Origin of the sequence: Mycobacterium sp., from assembly GCF_052145595.1 — a bacterium.
GTDB lineage: Bacteria > Actinomycetota > Actinomycetes > Mycobacteriales > Mycobacteriaceae > Mycobacterium.
Genome location: NZ_JBKQOI010000254.1, coordinates 20,326 through 42,620 on the forward strand (window position 1 = coordinate 20,326; position 22,295 = coordinate 42,620).

Sequence of the window (22,295 nt, forward strand, 5' to 3'; positions counted from 1 at the left end):
GTCGCTTGCGCTGAAATCATGCCATCTACCTGCGGTTTTGTGGTCGCGGGTGGGTGCTGGGGAAGGTGGCGGAGGCCGCTGCGGATGGCGGCGGCGGGCCGCGTGCCAGGGATCACGCATTTCTCGTGGGCGTGTCGCGCGTGTCGCGTCAACGCTGGTGACCAGGTCCCGGCGCAGTTATCCAGCCGTGCCGAACCCGCGGGTCCGTCATTCGGACAGATACGCGACGGCGTCGAGCATCTGTTGGCCCGCCGCCCGCAGGTCCACCACGCTCGGTCCGGCCCGCAGCACCCCGCGCGCCACCGCCGGCAGCAACTGGCCCGGCGCCGCCCCGGCCAGGCCGCCGAGGGCCTCGGGCCGCCCGCCCTGCACCCCCACCCCGGGCACCAGCACGGGTCCACCGAGCTCGCTGACGTCGGGCGCCTCGAAAACGGTCGCCCCCACGACCACACCGACGTATCCCGGCTCCGACCCGGTGGCGGAACGGTTGACCACCGCGGCCTGGTCGACGATCAGCTGGGCCACGGTGCGCCCGTCGAAGTCGGCCCGCTGCACGGTGGCACCCTCCGGGTTGGAGGTGGCGGCGAGCACGAACACCCCCCGGTCATGTGCCGCGGCGGCTTCCAGCAGCGGCCGCAACGAGCCGAACCCCAGATAGGGCGAAGCCGTCACGGCGTCCGCGGCCAGCGGTGAATCGCCCGCCCAGGCGGCGGCGTAGGCCGCCATGGTCGACCCGATGTCACCCCGCTTGGCGTCGGCCAGCACCAGCACTCCGGCCGAGCGCAGCGCGGCGATGGTGCGTTCCAGCACCGTGAATCCGGCGGCACCGTAGGCCTCGAAGAACGCAACCTGTGGTTTGACGACGGCGAAACCGGAGAACGCCTCGATGCAGATGTCGCAGAACTCGGCCAGCCCGTCCACGGAGTTCGGCAAGTCCCATGCCCGTAGCAGCTCGGGATGCGGGTCGATGCCCAGGCACAGCGGCCCACGGCTTCGCTTCGCCTCGGCCAGCCGCGCGCCGAACCCGGTCACCGGGCCCCGTTTCCAGGGACGCCCTGGCCCATCTGGCTGTGCAGCTCCTGCAGCGACCGCACGCCGATGTCGCCGCGGATCCCCGCTTCGATGCCCTGCACGGCAGCGGATGCGCCCTGCACCGTCGTCACGCAGGGGATGTTGACCGACACTGCGACCGAGCGGATTTCATAGCCGTCGATGCGCGGACCGGAATTGCCGTAGGGAGTGTTGATCACCATGTCGACTTCTCCGGCCTTGATCGCGTCCACCGCGGACATCGCCGGGCGCCCCGGCTGCGGCGGCTCGAAGTGTTTACGGACCTCCTGACAGGGAATTCCGTTGCGCCGCAGCATCTCCGCGGTTCCCTCGGTGGCAAGAACGCGAAATCCCAAGTCCGCCAGCCGCTTGACCGGAAAAACCAGCGACCGCTTGTCGCGGTTGGCAACGGACACGAATATGGTGCCGTGGGCCGGCAACGATCCGTAGGCGGCGGTTTGGCTCTTGGCGAAGGCGCTGCCGAAGTCGCGGTCGATCCCCATCACCTCGCCGGTCGATTTCATCTCCGGGCCTAGCAGTGAATCGATGGCGGCCCCGTCGGCGCGGCGGAAGCGGTGAAACGGCAACACGGCCTCCTTGACCGCGATCGGGGCCTGTGGCGGCGCGTGGGCACCATCCCCGGACGCCGCCAGCATCCCCTCGTCACGGAGCTGGGAAATAGTGGCGCCCAGCATGATCCGCGCGCACGCCTTGGCGAGCGGGATCGCCGTGGCCTTGGAGACGAACGGCACCGTACGGCTCGCGCGCGGATTGGCCTCCAGAACGTAGAGCACGTCGTCTTTGAGGGCGTACTGCACATTGAGCAGCCCCAGCACGCCGATGCCGTGGGCAATGGCTTCGGTGGCGCGGCGCACCTTCTCGATGTCGCTGCGGCCCAACGTGACCGGCGGCAGCGCGCAGGCTGAGTCGCCGGAGTGGATACCCGCCTCCTCGATGTGCTCCATGATGCCGCCGATGTAGACCTCTGCGCCGTCGCACAGCGCGTCCACGTCGATCTCCACCGCGTCCTCGAGGAATCGGTCGACGAGCACAGGGTGCTCGGGCGAGAGCTCGGTAGCGCGGGTGATGTAACCCTTCAGCGTCTCGTCGTCGTAGACGATCTCCATGCCGCGACCGCCCAGCACATACGACGGGCGCACCAGCACCGGATAGCCGATCTCTTCGGCGATCCGGCGAGCCTGCGCGAAAGTTGTTGCGGTGCCGTACTTTGGCGCGGGTAGTCCCGCCGCGGTGAGGACATCGCCGAAAGCGCCGCGGTCCTCGGCCAGGTCGATGGCCTCCGGTGGAGTGCCCACGATCGGAACCCCGGCCTTGGCCAGCCGTTCCGCCAGCCCGAGCGGGGTCTGGCCGCCGAGTTGCACGATCACGCCGACTACTCCGGGGCCACCGCTGGCCGACTGCGCCTCGGCGCGATAGACCTCCAAGACGTCCTCAAACGTCAGCGGCTCGAAGTAGAGCCGGTCGGCGGTGTCGTAGTCGGTGGAAACGGTCTCCGGGTTGCAGTTGACCATCACGGTCTCAAAGCCCGCTTGCGACAACGTCGTTGCGGCATGCACACAGCTGTAGTCGAATTCGATGCCCTGGCCGATGCGGTTCGGTCCCGAACCCAGGATCAGCACCTTGGGCTTTTCGGTCTGCGGGGCCACCTCGGTCTCGGCGGCAGGGTCGAGTTCATAGCTGCTGTAGTGGTAGGGCGTCTTGGCCTCGAACTCCGCCGCGCAGGTGTCCACGGTTTTGTAGACCGGGTGGATATCCAGCCGCTCGCGCAACGATCGCACCCCGTTCTCCCCGGCCAATTCCGGTCGCAGCGCCGCGATCTGGCGGTCCGAGAGCCCGTTGTGCTTGGCATGCCGGAGCAGATCGGCGTCGAGAACCGGGGCGGCGACCAGCTCGGCGCGCAGCCTCACCAGCTCGCCGATCTGCGCGACGAACCACGGGTCGACGCCGGAGGCCTCGGCGGCCCGCTCCACCGAAGCGCCCAGCCGCAGCGCCAGTTCGATGTCGTAGAGCCGGCCTTCGGTCGGGGTCTGTAACCGGGTCAGCACCTCCTCCACTCCGCCTTGCTCATCCGGTGCCGTCCAGAAGCCGGCGCGGCTGGTTTCCAGGGATCGCATCACCTTGCCGAGCGCCTCGATGAAGTTGCGGCCCAACGACATCGCCTCGCCGACGGATTTCATCGTGGTGGTCAGGGTGGGGTCGGCGCCGGGGAATTTCTCGAACGCGAACCGCGGCGCCTTGACCACGACGTAGTCCAGGGTGGGCTCGAAGCAGGCCGGTGTTTCCTTGGTGATGTCGTTCACGATCTCGTCGAGGGTGTAACCGAGGGCCAGCTTGGTGGCGATCTTGGCGATGGGGAACCCGGTGGCCTTGGAAGCCAGCGCGCTCGACCGCGAAACCCGCGGATTCATCTCGACGACGATCAGCCGGCCGTCGCGCGGGTTGACCGCGAACTGGATGTTGCAGCCGCCGGTGTCCACGCCGACCTCGCGCAGGATCGCGATGCCCAAATCGCGCATCCGCTGGTATTCCCGGTCGGTCAGCGTCATGGCCGGCGCGACCGTGACCGAGTCGCCGGTGTGCACGCCCATCGGGTCGACGTTCTCGATGGAACACACCACCACCACGTTGTCGTGGCCGTCGCGCATCAGCTCGAGTTCGAATTCCTTCCAGCCGTAAATCGATTCCTCGATCAGCACATTGGCGCTGGGCGAGGCGGCCAGCCCGGCGCCGGCCATCCGGTCGACCTCATCGGCGGAGTGCGCCATGCCCGACCCCAGGCCGCCCATAGTGAAACTGGGCCGCACCACCACCGGCAAGCCGACCTCTTCGACCGTCTCGCGGACCTCGTCCATGGTGAAACACACCCGGCTGCGGGCGGATTCACCGCCGACCTTGGCGACGATGTCCTTGAATCGCTGCCGGTCCTCGCCGCGCTGGATGGCGTCGAAATCGGCGCCGATGAGCTCGACGCCGTAGCGCTCGAGCGCTCCGTTCTCGTACAGCGCGACCGCCGTGTTGAGCGCGGTTTGCCCGCCCAGCGTGGCCAGCAGCGCATCGATCTTGTTGCCGCGCTCGGCCTGCTGGGCGATCACCCGCTCGACGAACGCCGGGGTAATGGGCTCGATGTAGGTGTGGTCGGCGTACTCCGGATCGGTCATGATGGTCGCCGGGTTGGAGTTGACCAGGCTGACTTGCAGTCCCTCGGCGCGCAGCACCCGGCAGGCCTGGGTGCCGGAGTAGTCGAACTCGCAGGCCTGCCCGATCACGATCGGCCCCGAACCGATCACCAGCACGTGGCGCAAGTCGGTGCGACGCGGCACTAGCTGCTCCCTTCGGTCCGGGCGCGAGCGTGCGCAGTTGTACACCGGTTACGGCGTGTCGCTGTACAGACACGCACGCTCGGCGGGAGTGGAGTCATCGGTGGGCCGCCATCAGGTCGACGAATTGGTCGAACAGGTACTCCGCATCGTGCGGGCCCGCGGCGGCCTCGGGGTGGTATTGCACCGAAAACGCTGGTCCATCAACGAGTTTGACGCCTTCCACCACTCCGTCGTTGGCGCAGGTGTGGCTGACGACCGCCGGGCCGAACGGGGTGTCGAAGGACTGGCCCGCCTCGCCTTCCAGGGCAAAGCCATGGTTTTGCGCGGTCACCGCGACCCGGCCGGTAGCGTGGTCGATGACCGGGACGTTGATGCCGCGGTGGCCGAAGACCATCTTGTACGTGGACAGGCCCAGGGCGCGGCCCAGGATTTGATTGCCGAAACAGATGCCGAACAACGGGATTCCGGCGCTCAGCACCTCGCGGGTGAGTGCGACCACGTGGTCGGCGGTGGCGGGGTCGCCGGGGCCGTTGGACAGGAACACGCCGTCCGGCTTGATTGCGGCGATCCTCTCGAAGGTCGACGACGCCGGCAGCACATGGCTCCGGATGCCACGCCGGGCGAAGTTGCGCGGGGTGTTGGTCTTGATCCCCAGGTCCAGCGCGGCCACCGTAAACCGTAGCGGCCCAGCTGGTTCCACGACGTAGGTCTCTTCGGTGCTGACCTCGCCGGCCAGGTCGGCGCCCAGCATCGACTGCTGGCCCCGGACCCGCTCCAGCAGTTCGGCGGGCTCGGCGAGCGCATCTCCGGAGAACACCCCCGCCTTCATCGAGCCGCGGCTGCGTAGATGCCGCACCACCGCGCGGGTGTCGATGCCTGCGATGCCCACGATGTGCTGGCGGACCAGTTCGTCCTGCAGCGTGCCGGTGGCGCGCCAGTTGGAGGCGCACGGCGACGGGTCGCGCACCGCGTAACCGGCGACCCAGATCTTGTCGCCGCGGCTCTCGGCGTCCTCACCGTTCCAGCCGGTGTTGCCGATCTGCGGCGCGGTGGCCACGACGATCTGCCGGTGATAACTGGGATCGGTCAGCGTCTCCTGATAGCCGGACATTCCGGTACTGAAGACGGCTTCGCCGAGCGTCTGGCCGACCTTCCCAAAAGGCGTCCCGGTGAAGACCCGGCCGTCTTCAAGTACCAGTTGGGCTTTGCTCATGAGCGCCGCTCCTCCTCATCGCTTCGCTCTGCATCGTCGCCAGCGCGGCTCACGCCGCTCCCTCCTGCTGGGATTCGAGCCAGCCGGCGTACCCGGTGCGGTCGTTCGCCCGAAACCCTGTGTCGATCTCGACGCCCGACGGCAGCCGCCATCGGATCGCCAGTATCGCATTGCGGGCGACGACCTTACCGGCCATACCGCGCTCGGTGCGGACGGCGGTAATCGACTGCTGCGGAATCCAAATCGGGTTGGCGCGGATGCGTTCCAGCAGAATGCCCTCGGGGTAGCGGGTCAGCACAGCCTTGCTGCGGTAGCCAAGGTCGCTGGCCGTGATCCGGTCGTTCCAGGCCGGCGACAGCGTGCAGCCGACATAGACGCCGCGGATAGTGGTGGTCGCGGCGCCCACCTCGTCGGGCAGGTCAGGCAGGTTTCCGATCAGTTCGGCCTGCCGCTCCGAGCGGCGCTGCCAACCGCGCACCATCAGCTGAATCAGCACCGCGATCACCACCACCAGCACCGCCGCGAAGATCAGCGACCCCACCAGCGTGCCTGAGTTCATGCCGGGCTCTTCCCGTCCCGGGCGGTTACCTTCCCGCGAAGCAGCGTCGCGGTCACCTTGGCGGGCAGGGTCATCGACTCGTATGGCGTGTTGGCCGATCGGCTGGCCAGATCCGACCCGGCGACCGTCCAGGTGGCATCCGCGTCCACCACGGTCAGGTTGGCCGGCTCCCCCACCTCCAGCGGTCGGCCATGATCAGGCAGGCCCGCGATGCGCGCCGGGTTTTCACTCATCACCCTGGCGACATCACGCCAGGTCAACAGCCCGGGCACCACCATCGTCTGCACCACCACCGACAGCGCCGTCTGCAACCCCAGCATGCCGGGGCGCGCCGCGGAGAACTCGACGCACTTCTCGTGCTCGGCGTGCGGAGCATGGTCGGTGGCCACACAGTCGATTACCCCATCGGCCAACGCTTGACGCAACGCGACGGCGTCGGCGGCCTCACGCAGCGGCGGGTTGACCCGGTTCACGCCGTCGTAGCTAACCAGTCTGCCGTCGTCGAGCAGCAGGTGATGCGGGGTGACCTCGGCCGTTATCGAAATGCCTTGCCCCTTGGCCCATTTGAGGATCTCGACGGTTCCCGCGGTGGAGGCATGGCAGATGTGCACCCGAGCGCCGGCATCGCGGGCCAGCAGGGCGTCGCGGGCGACGATCGATTCCTCGGCGGCCCGTGGCCATCCTGCGAGCCCCAGCCTGGCGGCCGTGGGCCCCTCGTGCGCGACGGCGCCGACGGTCATCCTCGGTTCCTCGGCGTGCTGAGCGATCAGCACCCCCAGACCGGTGGCGTACTCCAGGGCCCGGCGCATGACTAGCGGATCGTGCACGCAGCTGCCGTCGTCGGAGAACATCCGCACCTGCGCGGCGCCGGCTGCCATCATGCCCATCTCGGTGAGCTCGGTGCCGGCCAGCCCGACGGTGACCGCGCCGACCGGGTGCACATCCACCAGGCCGACCTGCTGGCCGCGGTGCCAGACGTGGTCGGTGACCACCGGACTGTCGGCGGCCGGATTGGTGTTGGCCATCGCGAACACCGCAGTGTAACCGCCCAAAGCCGCTGCCGCCGAACCGGTTTCGATGTCTTCGGCGTACTCGCGGCCCGGCTCGCGCAGGTGGGTGTGCAAGTCGACGAAACCGGGTAGCAGCACCTGGCCCGTCGCATCAATCAAGTCCGCGCTTTCGGGAATACCAAGGCCCGCACCGATATCGGCGATCTGACCGGCGTACCCGGCACTGTTGACCAACACGTCGACGCGCTCGCCTTCGCCGTACAACCGGACCCCGCGCAGCAGCACACTCATGCAGCGCCCTCACTTCCGGCCGACTCGGCGCCTATCAGCACATGGAACAAGACCGCCATCCGCACATGCACACCGTTGGAAACCTGTTGCAGTACAGCAGATTGCGAGGAGTCGGCCACCGACGATGCGATCTCCATACCCCGCAGCATCGGCCCCGGGTGCAGCACCACCGCGTGGCCGGGAAGCATCGCCTGGCGGCGATCGGAAAGCCCGTAGAGGGACGAATACTCGCGGACAGACGGGAAGAAGCCGCCGTTCATCCGCTCGGCCTGCACCCGCAGCATCAGCACCGCGTCCGCGGCGGGCAGCTCGGCGTCGAAGTCGTTGGTCACGGTGACCGGCCAGCCGTCGACCCCGACCGGCAACAGCGTCGGCGGTGCGACCAGCACCACCTCGGCGCCAAGGGTATGCAGCAGCATGACATTGGAGCGCGCGACGCGGCTGTGCAGGATGTCGCCGACGATCACGACGCGCCGGCCTTCGATACCGCCGAGCCGCTGGCGGATGGTCAGGGCGTCCAGCAGCGCCTGCGTCGGGTGCTCATGGGTGCCGTCCCCGGCATTGATCACCGACGGCGCAGAGTTGTCGCCAGCCCCCGGCTGGCCCCTATCAGGAGTAGTCCAGTCGGCGAGCAGATGTGCGGCGCCGGATGCCGGATGCCGGATGATCAGCGCGTCGGCGCCGGCCGCCCGCAACGTCAGCGCGGTGTCGCGCAGTGACTCACCCTTGCCCACCGACGATCCGGCCGCGCTGACGTTGATCACGTCGGCGCTCATCCACTTGCCGGCCACCTCGAACGAAACCCGCGTGCGAGTCGAGTTCTCGTAAAACATCGTGACGATGGTGCGGCCGCGCAACGTCGGCAGCTTCTTGATCTCGCGACCCACCAGAGCCTGTGCGAACCGGTCGGCGTCATCGAGGATGGCGGTGGCCTCGTCGCGGCTCAAATCGCCGGCGGCCAGAAGATGGCGCGTCATCGCGAGATCACCACCCCATCGCGACCGTCGTGCTCGCTCAACAGCACGCGCACGGTCTCGCTGCGCGAGGTCGGCACGTTCTTGCCCACGTAATCGGCGCGCAACGGTAGCTCGCGATGGCCGCGGTCGACCAGCACCGCGAGTTGCACCACTCGCGGCCGGCCCACGTCGCGCAGCGCGTCCAGGGCGGAGCGCACGGAGCGTCCGGAGTAAAGCACGTCGTCGACGAGGACCACCAGCGCGTCGTCGATGCCGCCGGCCGGAATCGAGGTGGCCTCCAGCGGCCTTGGTGGCTTTTGCATCAGATCGTCGCGGTACAGGGTGATGTCGAGGGCGCCGTGGCCGACCTCCACACCGCTGTATTCGCCGATGTTGGTGGCCAGACGCTTGGCCAGGATCACGCCGCGGGTCGGGATTCCCAGCAGCACCAGCCGCGGCGCGTCGGGACTGTCCAGCGCGGTCTTTTCGATGATCTGATGCGCAATGCGGGAAATGGTGCGACCGACGTCGGCCGCCGACATCAATTCTCGGGATTCGCTGCCCAAGCCGGTGTCACCCGCAGCACCCATACGAAACTTGACCTCCTTCTCCGCCTCGCCGGACGGATCGTTAAAGGATGTCGACTGCCCGGCAGCGTAGCATTTCGAGCTACGCTGGCGAAAATGACAGGCTCTAATTCCTCCGGCTTTCCCTCCGGATTGCAGCGCATGGACTTCGACGCCCTCTACCGCGGTGATAGCCCGGGCGAAGGCATCCCCTCGATGACCACACCGCCGTGGGATACCAAGGCACCCAAGGAGAATGTCATCGCGTGGCACAACGGCGGCTGGGTCCACGGTGACGTGCTCGATATCGGCTGCGGGCTCGGCGACAACGCGATCTACCTGGCCAAGAACGGATACCACGTGACGGGGTTGGACATCTCTCCGACCGCGTTGATCACCGCCGAGCGGCGGGCCCACGACGCCGGAGTCGACGTGAGATTCGCGGTGACCGACTCCACCAAACTCGAGGGCTACACCGACGCATTCGACACCGTCGTCGACAGCGGCATGTTCCACTGCCTGGACGACGACGGTAAGCGCAGCTACGCCGCCGCGGCATACCGGGCCACCAAGCCGGGTGCCACCTTGCTCATCAGCTGTTTCTCCGACGCCAAACCGAGCGACGAGGACTGGCCGCGTCCCGCAGTCTCCGAGCAGACGCTGCGCGACGTCCTCGACGGTGCCGGCTGGGATATCGAGTCGCTGCAACCCGCCACGGTGCGCCGCGAGGTGGACGGGAACGAGATCGAAATGGCGTTCTGGTACGTCCGCGCGCAACGGCGCGACTAGGCCACCTCTCAATGAAATGACCTCGCACCACTAACCTGAACCGGGTGAATCTCGACGTCAATCAGGCCTCCATCCGTGAGGTGTGCGACGCCGGCCTGCTCGCGGGTGCGGTGACGGTGGTCTGGCAGCGCGGAGAAGTGCTGCAGGTCAACGAGATCGGTTACCGGGACGTCGACGCGGGCCTGCCGATGCAAATGGACACGCTGTTTCGCATCGCGTCGATGACCAAGCCGGTCACGGTGGCCGCGGTGATGAGCCTGGTCGACGAGGGCAAGGTGGGCCTAAGGGACCCGATCGCGCGCTGGGCGCCGGAGCTCGCCGGCGTGCGGGTAATGGACGATCGGCACGGTCCGCTGGACCGGACGCATCCGGTGCGCCGCGCCATCCTGATCGAGGATCTGCTCACCCATACCAGCGGCCTGGCCTACGGATTCTCGGTGTCGGGGCCGATCTCGAAGGCCTACATGCGGCTGCCGTTCAATCAGGGCCCGGACGCCTGGCTGAGCGAGCTGGCGAAGCTGCCGCTGGTGCATCAGCCCGGCGACCGGGTCACCTACAGCCACGCGATCGATCTGCTGGGAGTCATCGCATCCCGCGTCGAGGGCAAGCCTTTCTACCAGGTTCTCGACGAACGAGTCCTGGGTCCGGCCGGCATGACCGACACCGGATTCTTCGTTTCCACCGAAGCGCGACGCCGCGCCGCGACCATGTATTCGCTCGACGACAAGGAACAGCTGCGGCACGACGTGATGGGGCCGCCGCACATCAAGCCGCCCTCGTTCTGCAACGCCGGGGGCGGCTTGTGGTCGACCGCCGACGACTACCTGCGGTTCGTGCGGATGCTGCTCGGCGACGGGACGGTCGACGGCGAGCGGGTGTTGTCTGCCGAGTCGGCCCGCCTGATGCGGACCGACCGGCTCACCGACGAACAGAGACGACACGACTTCCTCGGGGCGCCCTACTGGATTGGGCGCGGCTTCGGGTTGAACCTGTCGGTAGTGACCGATCCGGCGAAGTCCGCCCCGCTGTTCGGGCCGGGCGGCCTGGGGACGTTCAGCTGGCCCGGCGCGTACGGGACGTGGTGGCAGGCCGACCCGTCCGCGGACCTGATCCTGCTGTATCTGATTCAGAACCTGCCCGACCTGACCGTGGACGCGGCCACCGCCGTCGCGGGTAACACATCGCTGGCCAAACTCCGCACGGCGCAACCCAAGTTCGTCCGCCGCACCTATCAAGCCCTCGGCATCTAGCATGGTCGACTACCCGCCTGACCGCATCGCGGGCCCGCGGCTGGTGCTGCGCCCGCCCATGCCCGACGACGCGGGCGCGATCTTCCAACGGGTCGCCCGCGATCCCGAGGTCACCAAGTATCTGCAGTGGACACCGCACGCCGACGTCGCGGCAACGCGGCGGGTGATCACCGAGAAACTCAACGTCAGCGACGACGAGAAGACCTGGGCCATCGCGTTGCGGCACAGCGACGACGTCGTCGGGCTGACCAGCTGCCGCCGTTCGGTGCCGCACTCGGTCGAGATCGGCTACTGCCTCGGCCGACGGTGGTGGGGCAACGGTTACATGCCCGAGGTGCTCGAGATGCTGCTGACCGCGCTGGAAAGCGATCGGGGCGTCTACCGCGTCTGGGCCACCTGCCATGTCGACAACGAGCGGTCGGTCCGGGTGCTGCAGCGAGCCGGGTTCGAGCTCGAGGGCCGGCTGGCCCGCCACGCCGTCTACCCCACCGTCGGACCCGAACCACAGGACAGCCTGCTCTACGCAAAGGCCCTGCGGTGACCAAGCCTCAAGCGTCTTCGGTAACCGCCCGCACGACGCTGTCGCCATTAGCGGCCCCGTTCAAGCCGGTGGCATCCGCGGGCAGCTCGAACGCCGGGAACGCGGAACCGACCGCGGCCGTCGCCGCGTTTCGCTGGGCCTCCATGCGTGCCAGCGCGGCCTCGGTGAAGACCGACAACCCGAGGTCGGGGTTGTATCCATGGATTTCTTTGACGTCGAGTTGGGCGAGGAAATAGACGATCTCCTTGGAGACCACCTGACCCGGGACCAGCACCGGGAAGCCGGGCGGGTAGGGCACCACGAACGTGGTGGACACCAGGGTCCTGCCCTCGGCCAGCCGCCGCCCGGCCATGCCGATCAGCACATGCTCGCGGTCCGACTCTTCATATCCGGCGTAGAAGGCCGACCGCATGTCGCCGAACTTGCAGGCGTCGACCGGACGGAAGGCGATGTCGAATTCGCTGAAGTCGGGCAAGTGCGGCAGATCCTCGGTGATCTCCTCGACCCGGCGCTGCTGCAGGGCGCGGTCGTCCTTGCCGCCCGCGCTCTGGCTGCGCTCGAAATCAGAGGCGATCCGGCGCAGCACGTCGAGCAGGTAATGCACGCTCGACCAGGTGACCCCGATGGTGAAGATCAACAGCACGCTGTTGATCGAGGTCTTGTTGATCTGGATGCCGAACCGGTTCATCAGGATCTTCTCGCGGAAGTCGTAACCGTTCATTCCGGTCTTGCCGACGAACAGGGTGACCCGCGTCGCGTCCAGCACGAACTGGTCGGACCGCCACGCCTCATTCCACTCGGCCAGGGCGCCCTGCCTGACCTGACGGTACGAGCTGACCGACGAGGCCCGGAACTCGTCGGGCACCAGGTCGGACTCGTCGAGGATGCGGAACCATTTACTGATCAACCGGTCCTTGCGGACACGATGGCGGAAGATCAGCGCCATGTTGTAGACGTGCCGGACCATTTCGAACCCCTCGATGTCGACCTGCCGGCGCGCCAGGTCCAACGACGCGAGAAGCTGCTGGTTCGGCGACGTGGAGGTGTGGGTCAGGAACGCTTCGGCGAACTCGTCGCGGGTAAGCGCGTTGAAATCCTGGTCGCGGACGTGGATCATCGACGCCTGCCGAAACGCCGACAGCGACTTGTGCGTGGAGTGTGTCGCGTACACGCGGACTCGCGCGCGGCCGGGGTCGGGAAGCAGTCGGTGATTGACCCACTCCGACCGGTCGACGCCCTCCATGGACGCACACCAATTGCGGTATTCCGCAGCGTATTCCGGGGACGCCAGCATCTGCTCGAGACGCTCGGCGGACACCATGGCGGTCCGCTGCCGGGCCCACGGCACCGCGGTCGCGAACGCGTACCACGCCTCGTCCCACAGGAAGCAGATGTCCGGCTTGATGGCCAGCACCTCCTCCATCACCTGCCGCGGGTTGTAGACGACGCCGTCGAAGGTGCAGTTAGTGAGCAGCAGCATGCGCACCCGGTGCAGCTGTCCGGCGGCCTCGAGGTCCAGCAGCGCCTTCTTGATCGTCCACAGCGATACCGCCCCGTAGATCGCGTACTGCGGCAGCGGATAGGCGTCCAGGTACAGTGGGTAGGCCCCGGCGAGCACCAGGCCGTAGTGGTGTGACTTGTGGCAGTTGCGGTCGATGAGAACGATGTCGCGCGGGCGGGTCAGGGCCTGCACAACGATTTTGTTGGCGGTTGACGTTCCGTTGGTGACGAAGTAGGTGTGATCGGCGTTCCAGGTCACGGCCGCTTTGTCCATCGCCGCCCTGATGTTGCCGTGCGGGTCCAGCAGCGAATCCAGCCCCCCGGAGGTGGTCGACGTCTCGGCCATGAAGATGTTGCGGCCGTAGAACTCGCCCATGTCCTGCAGGGACTTGGAGTTGAAGATGCTGGCGCCCCGCGCGACGGGAAGCGCATGGAATTGGCCGACCGGAGCCGCCGCGTAGGCGCGCAGGGCGTCGAAAAACGGTGTGGCGAAACGGTTCCGCAAGCCCGCGAGTACGGTGCTGTTCAGGTCGGTGACATCGTTGAGCCGGTAGAACGTGCGATCGTAGATGTCGGGCTCGCCCTCGGTCTCCGAAGCGATCGACTCGTCGGTGAGCAGATACAGGTCGATGTGCGGCCGCAGCTCCCTGATCCATTCGCCGCATTCGACCCAGTCTTGGGTATCCGTCGCCAACGCGTCATCGCCGGCGACACCCAGCAGCGTGTTCATCAGCGGCACCCGGTCGCGGGACCGCAGCGGCAGGTCATGTCGGATGATCGCCGCCTGAATCTCGCCGTTCAGCGCGACCGCGGTGATGGCGTCCTCGATGCTGCCCACCACGAGCAGCTCGTACTGCACATCGTCGGACGGGTTGCGCAGCGCCCGCAGGCACTCGGCCAGGCAGTCGGGCGCCGTCACCGGGTAATCGTCGGCGAGCAGCACCGTGTAAAACTGCTGTTGTTTGGCCTGCGCGACCAGCTCCTGCTCGGCGAGCGGCGCGGATGTGTCGAACAGCCCCGCGCGGTCGCCGTATTCGGACAGCAGGCGCACGGCCAGCGACACCTCCTCGGCGAGCCGCACGGTGGAAAGCATGTCGAGGTGAGCGCGGAAGGTCGCCAGATTGTGCGCACCCGGGTAGAGCCAGTAGCGCTCGTAGGCGCCGAGCCGATCCATCAGCCGCCTCACCCGGAACACGTCGTGGTCGATGTCCAGCCCGGCACGGTTGACCTCGGCGAGGTGACGGCATGCGTCGTCGAGCAGGTTCCACGTGTCCAGGCGGGTGTACGACGGGTTGGCCACCGCCGCCAGCGCGGACACACGAAGCCGTCGCGGGCGGGCGCTGTCTCGGTTCATGTCGTCACCTTCCGGCATCGATGCAGGACGGTCGTAGTCGCTATTGTGTCCCTCCGGCGGGCACCGCGGGATCATTTCGCCCTGGATAGAGCGGCGCCGGTCAGCGATCCGGCTCGTCTTCGCCGTCGTCACTGTCGAGGACGCGGCGATTCGCCCGGGTGCCGTCCATCCAGCGCAGCACCGGAAGCTCCCAGCGGCGCGCCGGCAGGTCGGTGACGTCGCTGAGCGAGCGCACCACGGCCTGCGTCAGGCCCATGAGGGCGGCCATCACCGGCAGCAGCGGCTGCAGCGGCTTGGCCGCCGAGCGGACCGTGCTGATGCGGCGGGCCACGATCAGGCGTTCGATCGAGTGATACAGCCAGGCGCCAACGCCCAGCGCGTAGATCGACAACGCCGACGCGACGATGGTCAGGCCGTAGGCGGCGCAAACGACGGCGCCCAGCACCACCGTCGCGGCCAGGAAGGCCGCCAAGACGACGCGCAACTCCAACCTGGTCATGACTGCGGTCCGTGGTCCTCCGGCGTGTCGGCGGCGCCGGACCGGACCGCTCGAGCCGCGGCCCGGATCTGCGGCGTCACCAGCATGACCTGGCCCAGCACGCCGTTGACGAAGCCCGGCGACTCGTCGGTCGACAGCTCCTTGGCCAGCTGCACTGCCTCGTCGACGGCGACCGGCTCCGGTACGTCGTCGGCGTAGAGCAACTCCCACACCGCGACCCGCAAGATGGCCCGGTCCACCGCCGGCAACCGGTCCAGCGTCCAGCCCTGCAGGTGCGAGCTGATCAGGTCGTCTATGTGTGCGCTGTGCTCGCTGACCCCTCGGGCCGCCGCGGCCGTATACGGCTGCAGGGACGCCACATCCGGCTTCGCGTCGGCCAGCGCGGAACGAACATCGACGACCTCCGCGGGGCTCAGCCCGCGGGCCTCGGCTTCGAATAACAGGTCGACGGCGCGCTTGCGGGCCTGATGACGCCCCTTAACAGCCCTGGCCGCCTTACCGTCAGGCGGCTTGCTCACGCGTTTACGCGTCCCAGGTAGCTGCCGTCGCGCGAGTCCACCTTCAGCTTGTCGCCGGTGTTGATGAAGAGCGGCACCTGAATCTGCGCGCCGGTCTCCAGGGTGGCCGGCTTGGTGCCGGCGCTGGACCTGTCACCCTGCAGGCCCGGCTCGGTGTGGGTGACCTCCAGCTCGACGGTCACCGGCAGCTCGAGATACAGCGCCGATCCGTTGTGAAACGCGATCTGCACCGGCATGCCCTCCAGCAGAAATCGGGCGGCGTCGGCGACCAGCGATTCCGGCAGCGGGTGCTGCTCGTAGTCCTGGCTGTCCATGAACACGAAGTCCGATCCGTCGCGGTACAGGTAGGTGGTGTCGCGCCGGTCGACGGTGGCGGTATCCACCTTCACACCGGCGTTGTAGGTCTTGTCGACGACCTTGCCGGACACCACGTTCTTCAGCTTGGTGCGTACGAAGGCCGGCCCCTTGCCGGGTTTTACGTGCTGAAACTCGACGATCTGCCACAGCTGGCCGTCGATGACCAGTACCAGTCCATTCTTGAAGTCGGCAGTCGATGCCACGGTCGATGTACTCCTACAGGATGGGTGTGACTGAATCTTTCCAGCCCCGAGCGAGCTTACTCGCGCCCAGATCCAGTGGTACGCCGCCAAGGTCGTGTGATCGGCAAAGGCGCCAATGTCCGCGCGCGAACTCCGCGACCGCGTCCGTCAGGCTTGCTTGTCGGCGAAGATTCTGCGTGCAACTACCCGATTTCGTCCCGCCAGCTTCGCGTCGTACAGCGCTTTGTCCGCTTCCTTAAACAGGAATTCTTCATCCTGCAGCTGGCGTGGGATCACAGACGCCACGCCTACGCTGACGGTTACCTGTTTTGATTCGCCATAAACGATCCTGAGATCGTTGATTGATTGCAGGATCGCTTCTGCAGACCTCTGCGATTCCGCGAAGTCGGTGTCTCCCAAGAGCAAAGCGAACTCGTCGCCGCCAAGGCGTGCTGGAAGGTCGTTGGGTCTGCGGGAAAACGTCAGCAGAACCTGGCCAACGTCTGCCAGGCATTGGTCCCCGGCAAGATGCCCACATTCGTCGTTGTAGTCCTTGAAGTGATCGATATCAAACTCAATAAGACTGATTGCCGATCGGCCGCGGATACTCCTTCGAATTTCGCGGTGCAAAAACTGGTTGAAATAGCGTCGATTGGGCAAGCCGGTAATTGGGTCGTGCATGGCCAGGTGTTCGGCCCGTTCTTCGGCCAATTTGCGCTGCGTGATATTGCGATGGGAGATTACAAACAAGCGCCTTGAATCGTCATTCGTGCGGGTAGCATGCATCATAAACCAGCGTTTCTCATCCGGACTGTGGCAGGGATATTCAAAGTAGAAGGAAGCACGCTGACCGTTCACCACATCCAGAATGCCATTTGCTGCTTCCCCGGCGAGGCTATCGCCTCTAGTGACAGAGGTAGACAGCACTTTGAGATAGTTATTGCCTACGGAAGCGAAGTCGGACGAAATCCCGTTTCGACACCGAAGTTTGTCCATGCGGAATTGACATCAACAATGGTGCCCGCTTGGTCAATCAAGGCGATCTGATCGTCCAGTGAGTTGAAGACCAGTGTGTGCAGAGCAGTCAGATCTTGCATGACGCGCGACTCCTGACGAGGAATGAAGGCCAACGGCCCCCAAGGCGCGCAGCGCTTGCTAAGTCAGAACGGCCAGTTCTTTGGGGAACCGGGTCAACAGTTCCGGGGTATGCCCGGAACCTTTTGGCGTCTCCGGTGTTGTCTCAGAGGCCACGACCAGGGTGTCCTCGATGCGGACACCGCCGCGGCCGGGTAAATAGACGCCGGGCTCCACGGTCACCACCGAGCCCGCTTGCAGCGTACCGGCGGATGTGGCGCCGATTCCCGGCGCTTCGTGGATCTGCAGGCCCACGCCATGCCCCAGACCGTGGCTGAACTGTTCGCCGTAGCCGGCGTCGACGATCAGCCGGCGGGCCGCGGCGTCCACGTCGCGCAGGCCGGCCCCGGCCCGCAACGCCTCCCGGCCGGCCCGCTGCGCTTCGGCGACCAGCTGATAGATCTCCAGCTGCCAGTCGGCGGCCCTGCCCAGCACGAACGTGCGGGTCATGTCGGAGTGGTAGCCGGCGACCAGTGCGCCGAAGTCGATCTTGACGAAATCGCCCTGCGCCAGCACCGCGTCGGTCGGGCGGTGGTGCGGAATAGCCGAATTCGGCCCGGCGGCCACGATCGTCTCGAACGACACCGCGTCGGCCCCATGGTCGAACATCAGGGCCTCCAGCTCGCGGCTCACCTCGCGTTCGGTTCGGCCGGGCCGCAGGCCGCCGCGCTCCACCAAGTCCGTCAGCGCGGCGTCGGCCGCCTCGCAGGCCAGGCGCAGCAGCGCCACCTCGCCGGCGTCTTTGACTTCACGCAGTGCCTCGACGGTCCCGGCGGCGCGCACCAGCTCGGTGGTCCCCTTTTTCTCGTCGAGCTCACTGGTGAGCGCGTCGAAGCCGTCGACGGTGACCACGTTGCTTTCGAAGCCCAGCTTGCCCACGCCGGCGCTGGCGGCCCGACCCACCAGGTGACGCCCCAGGGCCCGCTCGATCGCGACCTCGAGCCCGGGTGCCTGCTCGGCCGCCTGGGTGCGGTATCGGCCATCGGTGGCCAGCACGGGGTCATGATCGTCGGCGAACACCAGCAACGCGCCGTTGGACCCGGTGAATCCCGACAGGTATCGCACGTTGTTCAGGTCCGTGACCAGCATCGCGTCCAGGCCGCTGGCACCGATCTGCGCTTTCAGGTTGTCTCGACGCTGGGAATGTGTCACGACCCTTGACGGTACTCGCTACGCTGAGCACCCATGAGGAACTGGTTGCTGCGCGGACTGGTGTTCGCCGCGGTGATGGTCGTCGTCCGTTTGGTTCAGGGGGCGCTGATCAACGCGTGGCAGACGCAGGCCGGGCTGATCAGCATTGTGCTGCTGCTCCTGTTCGTGATCGGCGTTGCCATATGGGGGGTGATGGACGGCCGGGCCGACGCCAGGGCCAATCCGGATCCGGATCGCCGCCAGGATCTGGCGATGGTTTGGCTGCTGGCCGGCCTGGTGGCAGGAATCGTCAGTGGCGCGGTCTCCTGGCTCATCGCGCTGGTGTACAAGGGGCTCTACACCGGGGGCCTGATCAACGAGGTGACGACGTTCGCGGCCTTCACCGCGCTGATGGTTTTCCTGCCCGGGATCATCGGTGTGACGATCGGCCGCTGGCGGGTCGACCGCAATCCCCCGCCCCGCCCTCAGGGCGGGCCGGACGAGGAACGGGTCGACACCGACGTCTTCTCCGCGGTCCGCGCCGATGACGCGTCGACCGGCGAGCTGCCCGCACAGACGGCCGCGGCCGAGCGCGAGGAGCAGACCGCCGCGATCGCTACGGCTGAACGCGAAGCGCCCACCGAAAAGATTCCGACCGGCCCATGGGGAAGGCCTACCGAAACGATTCCCACGGCGGCCGACGACGCGAAAACCGAAGTGATCCCTACGGACGTCAACCCGAAGCACGCCGAGCCGGACAAGGGTTAGCCGTTAGTCCGTACCGGCCTCGGCCAGATAGCGCAGGGCGAGCAGGTATCCCTGGATTCCCAGCCCGACGATCACGCCGGTCGCGACCGGGCTGATGTAGGAGTGCCGCCGAAACTCTTCGCGGGCATGCACATTGGAGATATGCACCTCGATCAGGGGTGCGCTCAGCTCCGCGCACGCGTCGCGCAGCGCCACCGATGTGTGGGTGAGGCCGCCGGCGTTGAGGATCACCGGTTCTGACGCATCGGCGGCCAGATGGATCCAGTCCAGCAGTTGGGCTTCGTTATCGCTTTGCCGCACAACAGCTTTGAGTCCGAGCGCGGCGGCTTCGCGCTCGACCAGCGCCGCCAGTTGGTCATGCGTCGTGTCCCCGTACACGTCGGGCTCGCGCCGGCCCAGCCGGGCCAGGTTCGGGCCGTTGATGACATTGACCGTGACCGTCATGAGGCTTCCAGCCCCGCGTAGGCGGCCGCCAGCAGCGACGGGTCCGGTCCCGTCAACCGGCCGGGCTTGGCCAGTCCGTCGAGGACCACGAACCGAAGCACACCGGCCCGGGTTTTCTTGTCCCCGGCCATGAAGTCCAGCAACTGCGGCAACGCATCGGGTTCGTAGCTGACCGGCAGGCCAAGCGCCGCCAGGATGGTGCGGTGCCGCTGCGCGGTGGCGTCGTCGAGTCGCCCGGCAAGCCTGGCCAGCTCCGCGGCGAACACCAGGCCCACCGACACCGCGGCGCCGTGCCGCCACTGGTAGCGCTCCCGGCGCTCGATCGCATGGCCCAAAGTGTGGCCGTAATTCAGGATTTCGCGCAGCTCCGACTCCTTCTCGTCGGCGGCGACGACCTCGGCCTTGACGGCAATCGCGCGCCGGATCAGCTCAAGCAGCACGACACCCCCCGGGTCCAGCGCGGCCTGCGGGTCGGCCTCGATGAGGTCGAGGATCACCGGGTCGGCGATGAATCCCGCCTTGACCACTTCGGCCATCCCGGAGACGATTTCGTTGTGCGGCAACGTCTTCAGCGTCGCCAGGTCGACCAGCACGGCGAGCGGCTGGTGAAAAGCACCGACCAGGTTCTTGCCCGCCTCGGTGTTGATACCGGTCTTGCCGCCGACCGCCGCGTCGACCATGCCGAGCAGCGTGGTGGGCACGTGCACGATCGAGACGCCGCGCAGCCAGGTGGCCGCCGCGAAGCCTGCGACGTCGGTGGCCGCGCCGCCGCCGAGGCTGACCAAGGCATCTTTGCGGCCGATGCCGATGCGGCCCAACACTTCCCAGATGAATCCCACGACCGGCAGGTCCTTGCCGGCCTCGGCGTCCGGGATTTCGATGCGGTGCGCGTCGACACCCTTGTCGGCCAGGTGGCTCCGGATCTCCTCGGCCGTCTCCGCCAGTACCGGTTGATGCAGGATCGCGACGCGGTGCCGGCCGGACAGCAGTTCCTCCAGCTCGTTCAGCAACCCGGCGCCGATGATCACCGGATACGGCGGGTCGACGGCCACCGACACGGTGACCGGTGCGGTGCCGTCGGTCATGTGGCGGCCCCGGCGGCTTGGTTTTCCTGCAGCCGCGACACGATTTGTCTGACCACCGCCCCGGGATTGCGGCGGTTGGTGTCGACCCTGATGGTCGCGACGCGCCGGTACAGCGGAATCCGTTTGGCCATCAGCGCGCGGTACTTTTCGGCGCGATCGGGCCCGGCCAGCAGCGGCCGCACGGTGTTGCCGCCGGTGCGCCGCACGCCTTCGGTGGCGCTGATCTCCAGGTAGACGACGGTATGGCCGGCGAGCGCCTCGCGCACCCCTGGGCTGGTGACGGCGCCACCGCCGAGCGACACAACGCCGTCATGGTCGGCCAACGCCGCGCGGACCACTTCCTCCTCGATGCGCCGGAACTCCTGTTCCCCGTCGGTGGCGAAGATGTCGGCGATGCCGCGCCCGGTCCGCTGTTCGATCGCGACGTCGGTGTCGAGCAAGCTGACCCCGAGCGCCTTGGACAGCCGCCGCCCAATGGTGGACTTGCCGGAGCCCGGCAATCCCACGAGTACCGCCTTGGGTGCCATCACGCGGTACCCCGCGCGGCCGGCGATTCCCGGTCGGCGACCGCACGCTGATACGCCTCGACGTTGCGGCGGGTTTCGGTCAGCGAATCGCCGCCGAACTTCTCCAGCGCCGCGCGGGCCAGCACCAGCGCCACCATGGTCTCGACCACGACCCCGGCGGCCGGCACCGCGCACACGTCCGAGCGCTGGTGAATGGCGACCGCCTCGTCGCCGGTCGCCATATCCACGGTGGCCAGCGCCCGCGGCACGGTGGAAATGGGCTTCATCGCGGCGCGCACGCGCAGCGGCTGACCGTTGGTCATGCCGCCCTCCAGCCCGCCCGCGCGGTTGGTCGAGCGGACGACGCCGTCAGGCCCGGGGTACATCTCGTCGTGGGCGCGGCTGCCGCGGCGGCGCGCGGTCTCGAAACCGTCGCCGATCTCGACGCCCTTGATCGCCTGGATGCCCATGACGGCGCCGGCCAGCTGGCTGTCCAGCCGGTTGTCACCGCTGGTGAACGATCCCAGCCCGACCGGCAGGCCCAGCGCCACCACCTCCACCACGCCACCGAGGGTGTCGCCGTCTTTTTTGGCCGCCTCGATCTCGGTGATCATCGCTTGCTCGGCCGCCTTGTCGAACGCGCGAACCGGGCTGGCGTCGATCGCGGGCAGGTCCTCGGGGCGCGGCGGCGGGCCGTCGTAGGGCGCCGACGGGCCGATCGCGATGACGTGTGAGAGCACCTCGACACCCAGCGCCTGCCGCAGAAACGACCGCGCGATCGTTCCCGCCGCGACGCGGGCGGCGGTCTCACGGGCGCTGGCCCGCTCCAGCACCGGCCGCGCGTCGTCGAAACCGTACTTGAGCATGCCCGCGTAGTCGGCATGGCCGGGCCGCGGCCGGGTGAGCGGGGCGTTGCGCGCGATATCTGCCAATTCCGATGGGTCGACCGGGTCGGCGGCCATCACGGTTTCCCACTTCGGCCATTCGGTGTTGCCGATCTCGACGGCGATGGGGCCGCCCAGCGTGATGCCGTGGCGTATTCCGGAAAGCACGGTCACCGCGTCGCGCTCGAACGCCATCCGGGCGCCGCGGCCGTAGCCCAGCCGGCGGCGGGCCAACTGTTCGGAGATTTCGGCGGAGCTGACCTCCACGCCGGCGACCATGCCTTCGAGCACGGCCACCAACGCGCGGCCATGCGACTCCCCGGCGGTGATCCAGCGCAACACCCGACAATTCTCCCACGGGCTCAAC

General features: G+C 67.4%; 22 protein-coding genes. 4 read left to right on the plus strand and 18 right to left on the minus strand.

Annotated features, from left to right (window positions below; all coding sequences use genetic code 11):
• Positions 1-207: 207 nt before the first annotated feature.
• From pyrF to pyrR, 7 genes are all read right to left on the minus strand, one after another.
• Entirely contained in the window at positions 208-1,032 is an 825-nt protein-coding gene (gene pyrF / locus ACLP4W_RS22145; protein WP_442389563.1) for an orotidine-5'-phosphate decarboxylase, read from the minus strand.
• Complete coding sequence (carB, locus tag ACLP4W_RS22150; RefSeq protein WP_442389564.1) at positions 1,029-4,391, minus strand: carbamoyl-phosphate synthase large subunit; 3,363 nt, start codon at positions 4,389-4,391, stop codon at positions 1,029-1,031. Before carB ends, pyrF begins: the two co-directional genes overlap by 4 nt.
• 94 nt (positions 4,392-4,485) lie before the next feature.
• Positions 4,486-5,604 carry a glutamine-hydrolyzing carbamoyl-phosphate synthase small subunit gene (carA, locus tag ACLP4W_RS22155; protein ID WP_442389565.1) on the minus strand — a complete coding sequence of 373 codons (1,119 nt, stop codon included), beginning with the start codon at positions 5,602-5,604 and terminating at the stop codon, positions 4,486-4,488.
• Between the two features lie 49 nt (positions 5,605-5,653).
• Positions 5,654-6,163, minus strand: a complete 510-nt coding sequence (locus ACLP4W_RS22160; RefSeq protein WP_442389566.1) for a PH-like domain-containing protein — start codon at positions 6,161-6,163, stop codon at positions 5,654-5,656.
• Positions 6,160-7,464, minus strand: a complete 1,305-nt coding sequence (locus tag ACLP4W_RS22165) for a dihydroorotase (RefSeq protein ID WP_442389567.1) — start codon at positions 7,462-7,464, stop codon at positions 6,160-6,162. Before ACLP4W_RS22165 ends, ACLP4W_RS22160 begins: the two co-directional genes overlap by 4 nt.
• Positions 7,461-8,441, minus strand: a complete 981-nt coding sequence (locus ACLP4W_RS22170) for an aspartate carbamoyltransferase catalytic subunit (protein ID WP_442389568.1) — start codon at positions 8,439-8,441, stop codon at positions 7,461-7,463. The genes ACLP4W_RS22165 and ACLP4W_RS22170 overlap by 4 nt, the downstream gene beginning before the upstream one ends.
• Positions 8,438-9,010, minus strand: coding sequence for a bifunctional pyr operon transcriptional regulator/uracil phosphoribosyltransferase PyrR (gene pyrR / locus ACLP4W_RS22175; protein ID WP_442389569.1), 573 nt, complete (start codon positions 9,008-9,010; stop codon positions 8,438-8,440). Before pyrR ends, ACLP4W_RS22170 begins: the two co-directional genes overlap by 4 nt.
• Positions 9,011-9,139: 129 nt before the next feature.
• On the opposite strand from pyrR, the gene ACLP4W_RS22180 reads away from it, so the two are divergent.
• From ACLP4W_RS22180 to ACLP4W_RS22190, 3 genes are read left to right on the plus strand one after another with little or no spacing between them, the layout of a single operon-like run.
• Positions 9,140-9,775: a class I SAM-dependent methyltransferase gene (locus ACLP4W_RS22180; protein WP_442389609.1), complete on the plus strand. Its 636-nt coding sequence runs from the start codon at positions 9,140-9,142 to the stop codon at positions 9,773-9,775.
• Between the two features lie 44 nt (positions 9,776-9,819).
• Positions 9,820-11,025: a serine hydrolase domain-containing protein gene (locus ACLP4W_RS22185; protein WP_442389570.1), complete on the plus strand. Its 1,206-nt coding sequence runs from the start codon at positions 9,820-9,822 to the stop codon at positions 11,023-11,025.
• A gap of 1 nt (position 11,026) precedes the next feature.
• Positions 11,027-11,566, plus strand: a complete 540-nt coding sequence (locus tag ACLP4W_RS22190; RefSeq protein ID WP_442389571.1) for a GNAT family N-acetyltransferase — start codon at positions 11,027-11,029, stop codon at positions 11,564-11,566.
• A gap of 7 nt (positions 11,567-11,573) precedes the next feature.
• Here the strand turns inward: ACLP4W_RS22190 and ACLP4W_RS22195 are convergent, their stop codons facing one another.
• From ACLP4W_RS22195 to ACLP4W_RS22225, 7 genes are all read right to left on the minus strand, one after another.
• Positions 11,574-14,420 carry an aminotransferase class I/II-fold pyridoxal phosphate-dependent enzyme gene (locus ACLP4W_RS22195; protein ID WP_442389572.1) on the minus strand — a complete coding sequence of 949 codons (2,847 nt, stop codon included), beginning with the start codon at positions 14,418-14,420 and terminating at the stop codon, positions 11,574-11,576.
• 100 nt (positions 14,421-14,520) lie between these two features.
• Positions 14,521-14,919, minus strand: coding sequence for an antitermination protein NusB (locus ACLP4W_RS22200; protein ID WP_442389573.1), 399 nt, complete (start codon positions 14,917-14,919; stop codon positions 14,521-14,523).
• Complete coding sequence (gene nusB, locus ACLP4W_RS22205) at positions 14,916-15,437, minus strand: transcription antitermination factor NusB (RefSeq protein ID WP_442389574.1); 522 nt, start codon at positions 15,435-15,437, stop codon at positions 14,916-14,918. The genes ACLP4W_RS22200 and nusB overlap by 4 nt, the downstream gene beginning before the upstream one ends.
• Entirely contained in the window at positions 15,434-15,997 is a 564-nt protein-coding gene (efp, locus tag ACLP4W_RS22210; protein WP_442389575.1) for an elongation factor P, read from the minus strand. The genes nusB and efp overlap by 4 nt, the downstream gene beginning before the upstream one ends.
• Positions 15,998-16,144: 147 nt before the next feature.
• Positions 16,145-16,903 (minus strand): GGDEF domain-containing protein, encoded by a 759-nt coding sequence (locus ACLP4W_RS22215; protein ID WP_442389576.1) that lies wholly within the window; start codon positions 16,901-16,903, stop codon positions 16,145-16,147.
• Positions 16,904-16,920: 17 nt separating this feature from the next.
• Positions 16,921-17,073: a hypothetical protein gene (locus tag ACLP4W_RS22220; RefSeq protein WP_442389577.1), complete on the minus strand. Its 153-nt coding sequence runs from the start codon at positions 17,071-17,073 to the stop codon at positions 16,921-16,923.
• Positions 17,074-17,131: 58 nt separating this feature from the next.
• Entirely contained in the window at positions 17,132-18,262 is a 1,131-nt protein-coding gene (locus tag ACLP4W_RS22225; protein WP_442389578.1) for a M24 family metallopeptidase, read from the minus strand.
• Positions 18,263-18,295: 33 nt separating this feature from the next.
• Between ACLP4W_RS22225 and ACLP4W_RS22230 the strand changes: the two genes are divergently transcribed.
• The gene (locus ACLP4W_RS22230; RefSeq protein ID WP_442389579.1) at positions 18,296-19,009 is read left to right on the plus strand and encodes a B-4DMT family transporter; all 714 of its coding nucleotides are present in this window, start codon (positions 18,296-18,298) and stop codon (positions 19,007-19,009) included.
• A gap of 3 nt (positions 19,010-19,012) precedes the next feature.
• Here the strand turns inward: ACLP4W_RS22230 and aroQ are convergent, their stop codons facing one another.
• Genes aroQ through aroC form a run of 4 tightly spaced genes read right to left on the minus strand, consistent with a single transcriptional unit; the run spans position 19,013 to position 22,270 of the window.
• Complete coding sequence (aroQ, locus tag ACLP4W_RS22235; RefSeq protein ID WP_442389580.1) at positions 19,013-19,453, minus strand: type II 3-dehydroquinate dehydratase; 441 nt, start codon at positions 19,451-19,453, stop codon at positions 19,013-19,015.
• Complete coding sequence (gene aroB / locus ACLP4W_RS22240; protein WP_442389581.1) at positions 19,450-20,538, minus strand: 3-dehydroquinate synthase; 1,089 nt, start codon at positions 20,536-20,538, stop codon at positions 19,450-19,452. The genes aroQ and aroB overlap by 4 nt, the downstream gene beginning before the upstream one ends.
• Positions 20,535-21,065, minus strand: a complete 531-nt coding sequence (locus tag ACLP4W_RS22245) for a shikimate kinase (RefSeq protein ID WP_442389582.1) — start codon at positions 21,063-21,065, stop codon at positions 20,535-20,537. The genes aroB and ACLP4W_RS22245 overlap by 4 nt, the downstream gene beginning before the upstream one ends.
• Positions 21,065-22,270, minus strand: a complete 1,206-nt coding sequence (gene aroC, locus ACLP4W_RS22250) for a chorismate synthase (RefSeq protein ID WP_442389583.1) — start codon at positions 22,268-22,270, stop codon at positions 21,065-21,067. Before aroC ends, ACLP4W_RS22245 begins: the two co-directional genes overlap by 1 nt.
• Positions 22,271-22,295: the final 25 nt, after the last annotated feature.

Bases quoted from the DNA above. Each gene is read 5' to 3' on its own strand.
- carA (WP_442389565.1), bottom strand. From the start codon at position 5,604: ATGAGCAAAGCCCAACTGGTACTTGAAGACGGCCGGGTCTTCACCGGG.
- ACLP4W_RS22160 (WP_442389566.1), bottom strand. From the start codon at position 6,163: ATGAACTCAGGCACGCTGGTGGGGTCGCTGATCTTCGCGGCGGTGCTG.
- ACLP4W_RS22165 (WP_442389567.1), bottom strand. From the start codon at position 7,464: ATGAGTGTGCTGCTGCGCGGGGTCCGGTTGTACGGCGAAGGCGAGCGC.
- ACLP4W_RS22170 (WP_442389568.1), bottom strand. From the start codon at position 8,441: ATGACGCGCCATCTTCTGGCCGCCGGCGATTTGAGCCGCGACGAGGCC.
- pyrR (WP_442389569.1), bottom strand. From the start codon at position 9,010: ATGGGTGCTGCGGGTGACACCGGCTTGGGCAGCGAATCCCGAGAATTG.
- ACLP4W_RS22190 (WP_442389571.1), top strand. From the start codon at position 11,027: ATGGTCGACTACCCGCCTGACCGCATCGCGGGCCCGCGGCTGGTGCTG.
- ACLP4W_RS22195 (WP_442389572.1), bottom strand. From the start codon at position 14,420: ATGAACCGAGACAGCGCCCGCCCGCGACGGCTTCGTGTGTCCGCGCTG.
- ACLP4W_RS22200 (WP_442389573.1), bottom strand. From the start codon at position 14,919: ATGACCAGGTTGGAGTTGCGCGTCGTCTTGGCGGCCTTCCTGGCCGCG.
- ACLP4W_RS22220 (WP_442389577.1), bottom strand. From the start codon at position 17,073: ATGCAAGATCTGACTGCTCTGCACACACTGGTCTTCAACTCACTGGAC.
- ACLP4W_RS22230 (WP_442389579.1), top strand. From the start codon at position 18,296: ATGAGGAACTGGTTGCTGCGCGGACTGGTGTTCGCCGCGGTGATGGTC.
- aroQ (WP_442389580.1), bottom strand. From the start codon at position 19,453: ATGACGGTCACGGTCAATGTCATCAACGGCCCGAACCTGGCCCGGCTG.
- aroB (WP_442389581.1), bottom strand. From the start codon at position 20,538: ATGACCGACGGCACCGCACCGGTCACCGTGTCGGTGGCCGTCGACCCG.
- ACLP4W_RS22245 (WP_442389582.1), bottom strand. From the start codon at position 21,065: ATGGCACCCAAGGCGGTACTCGTGGGATTGCCGGGCTCCGGCAAGTCC.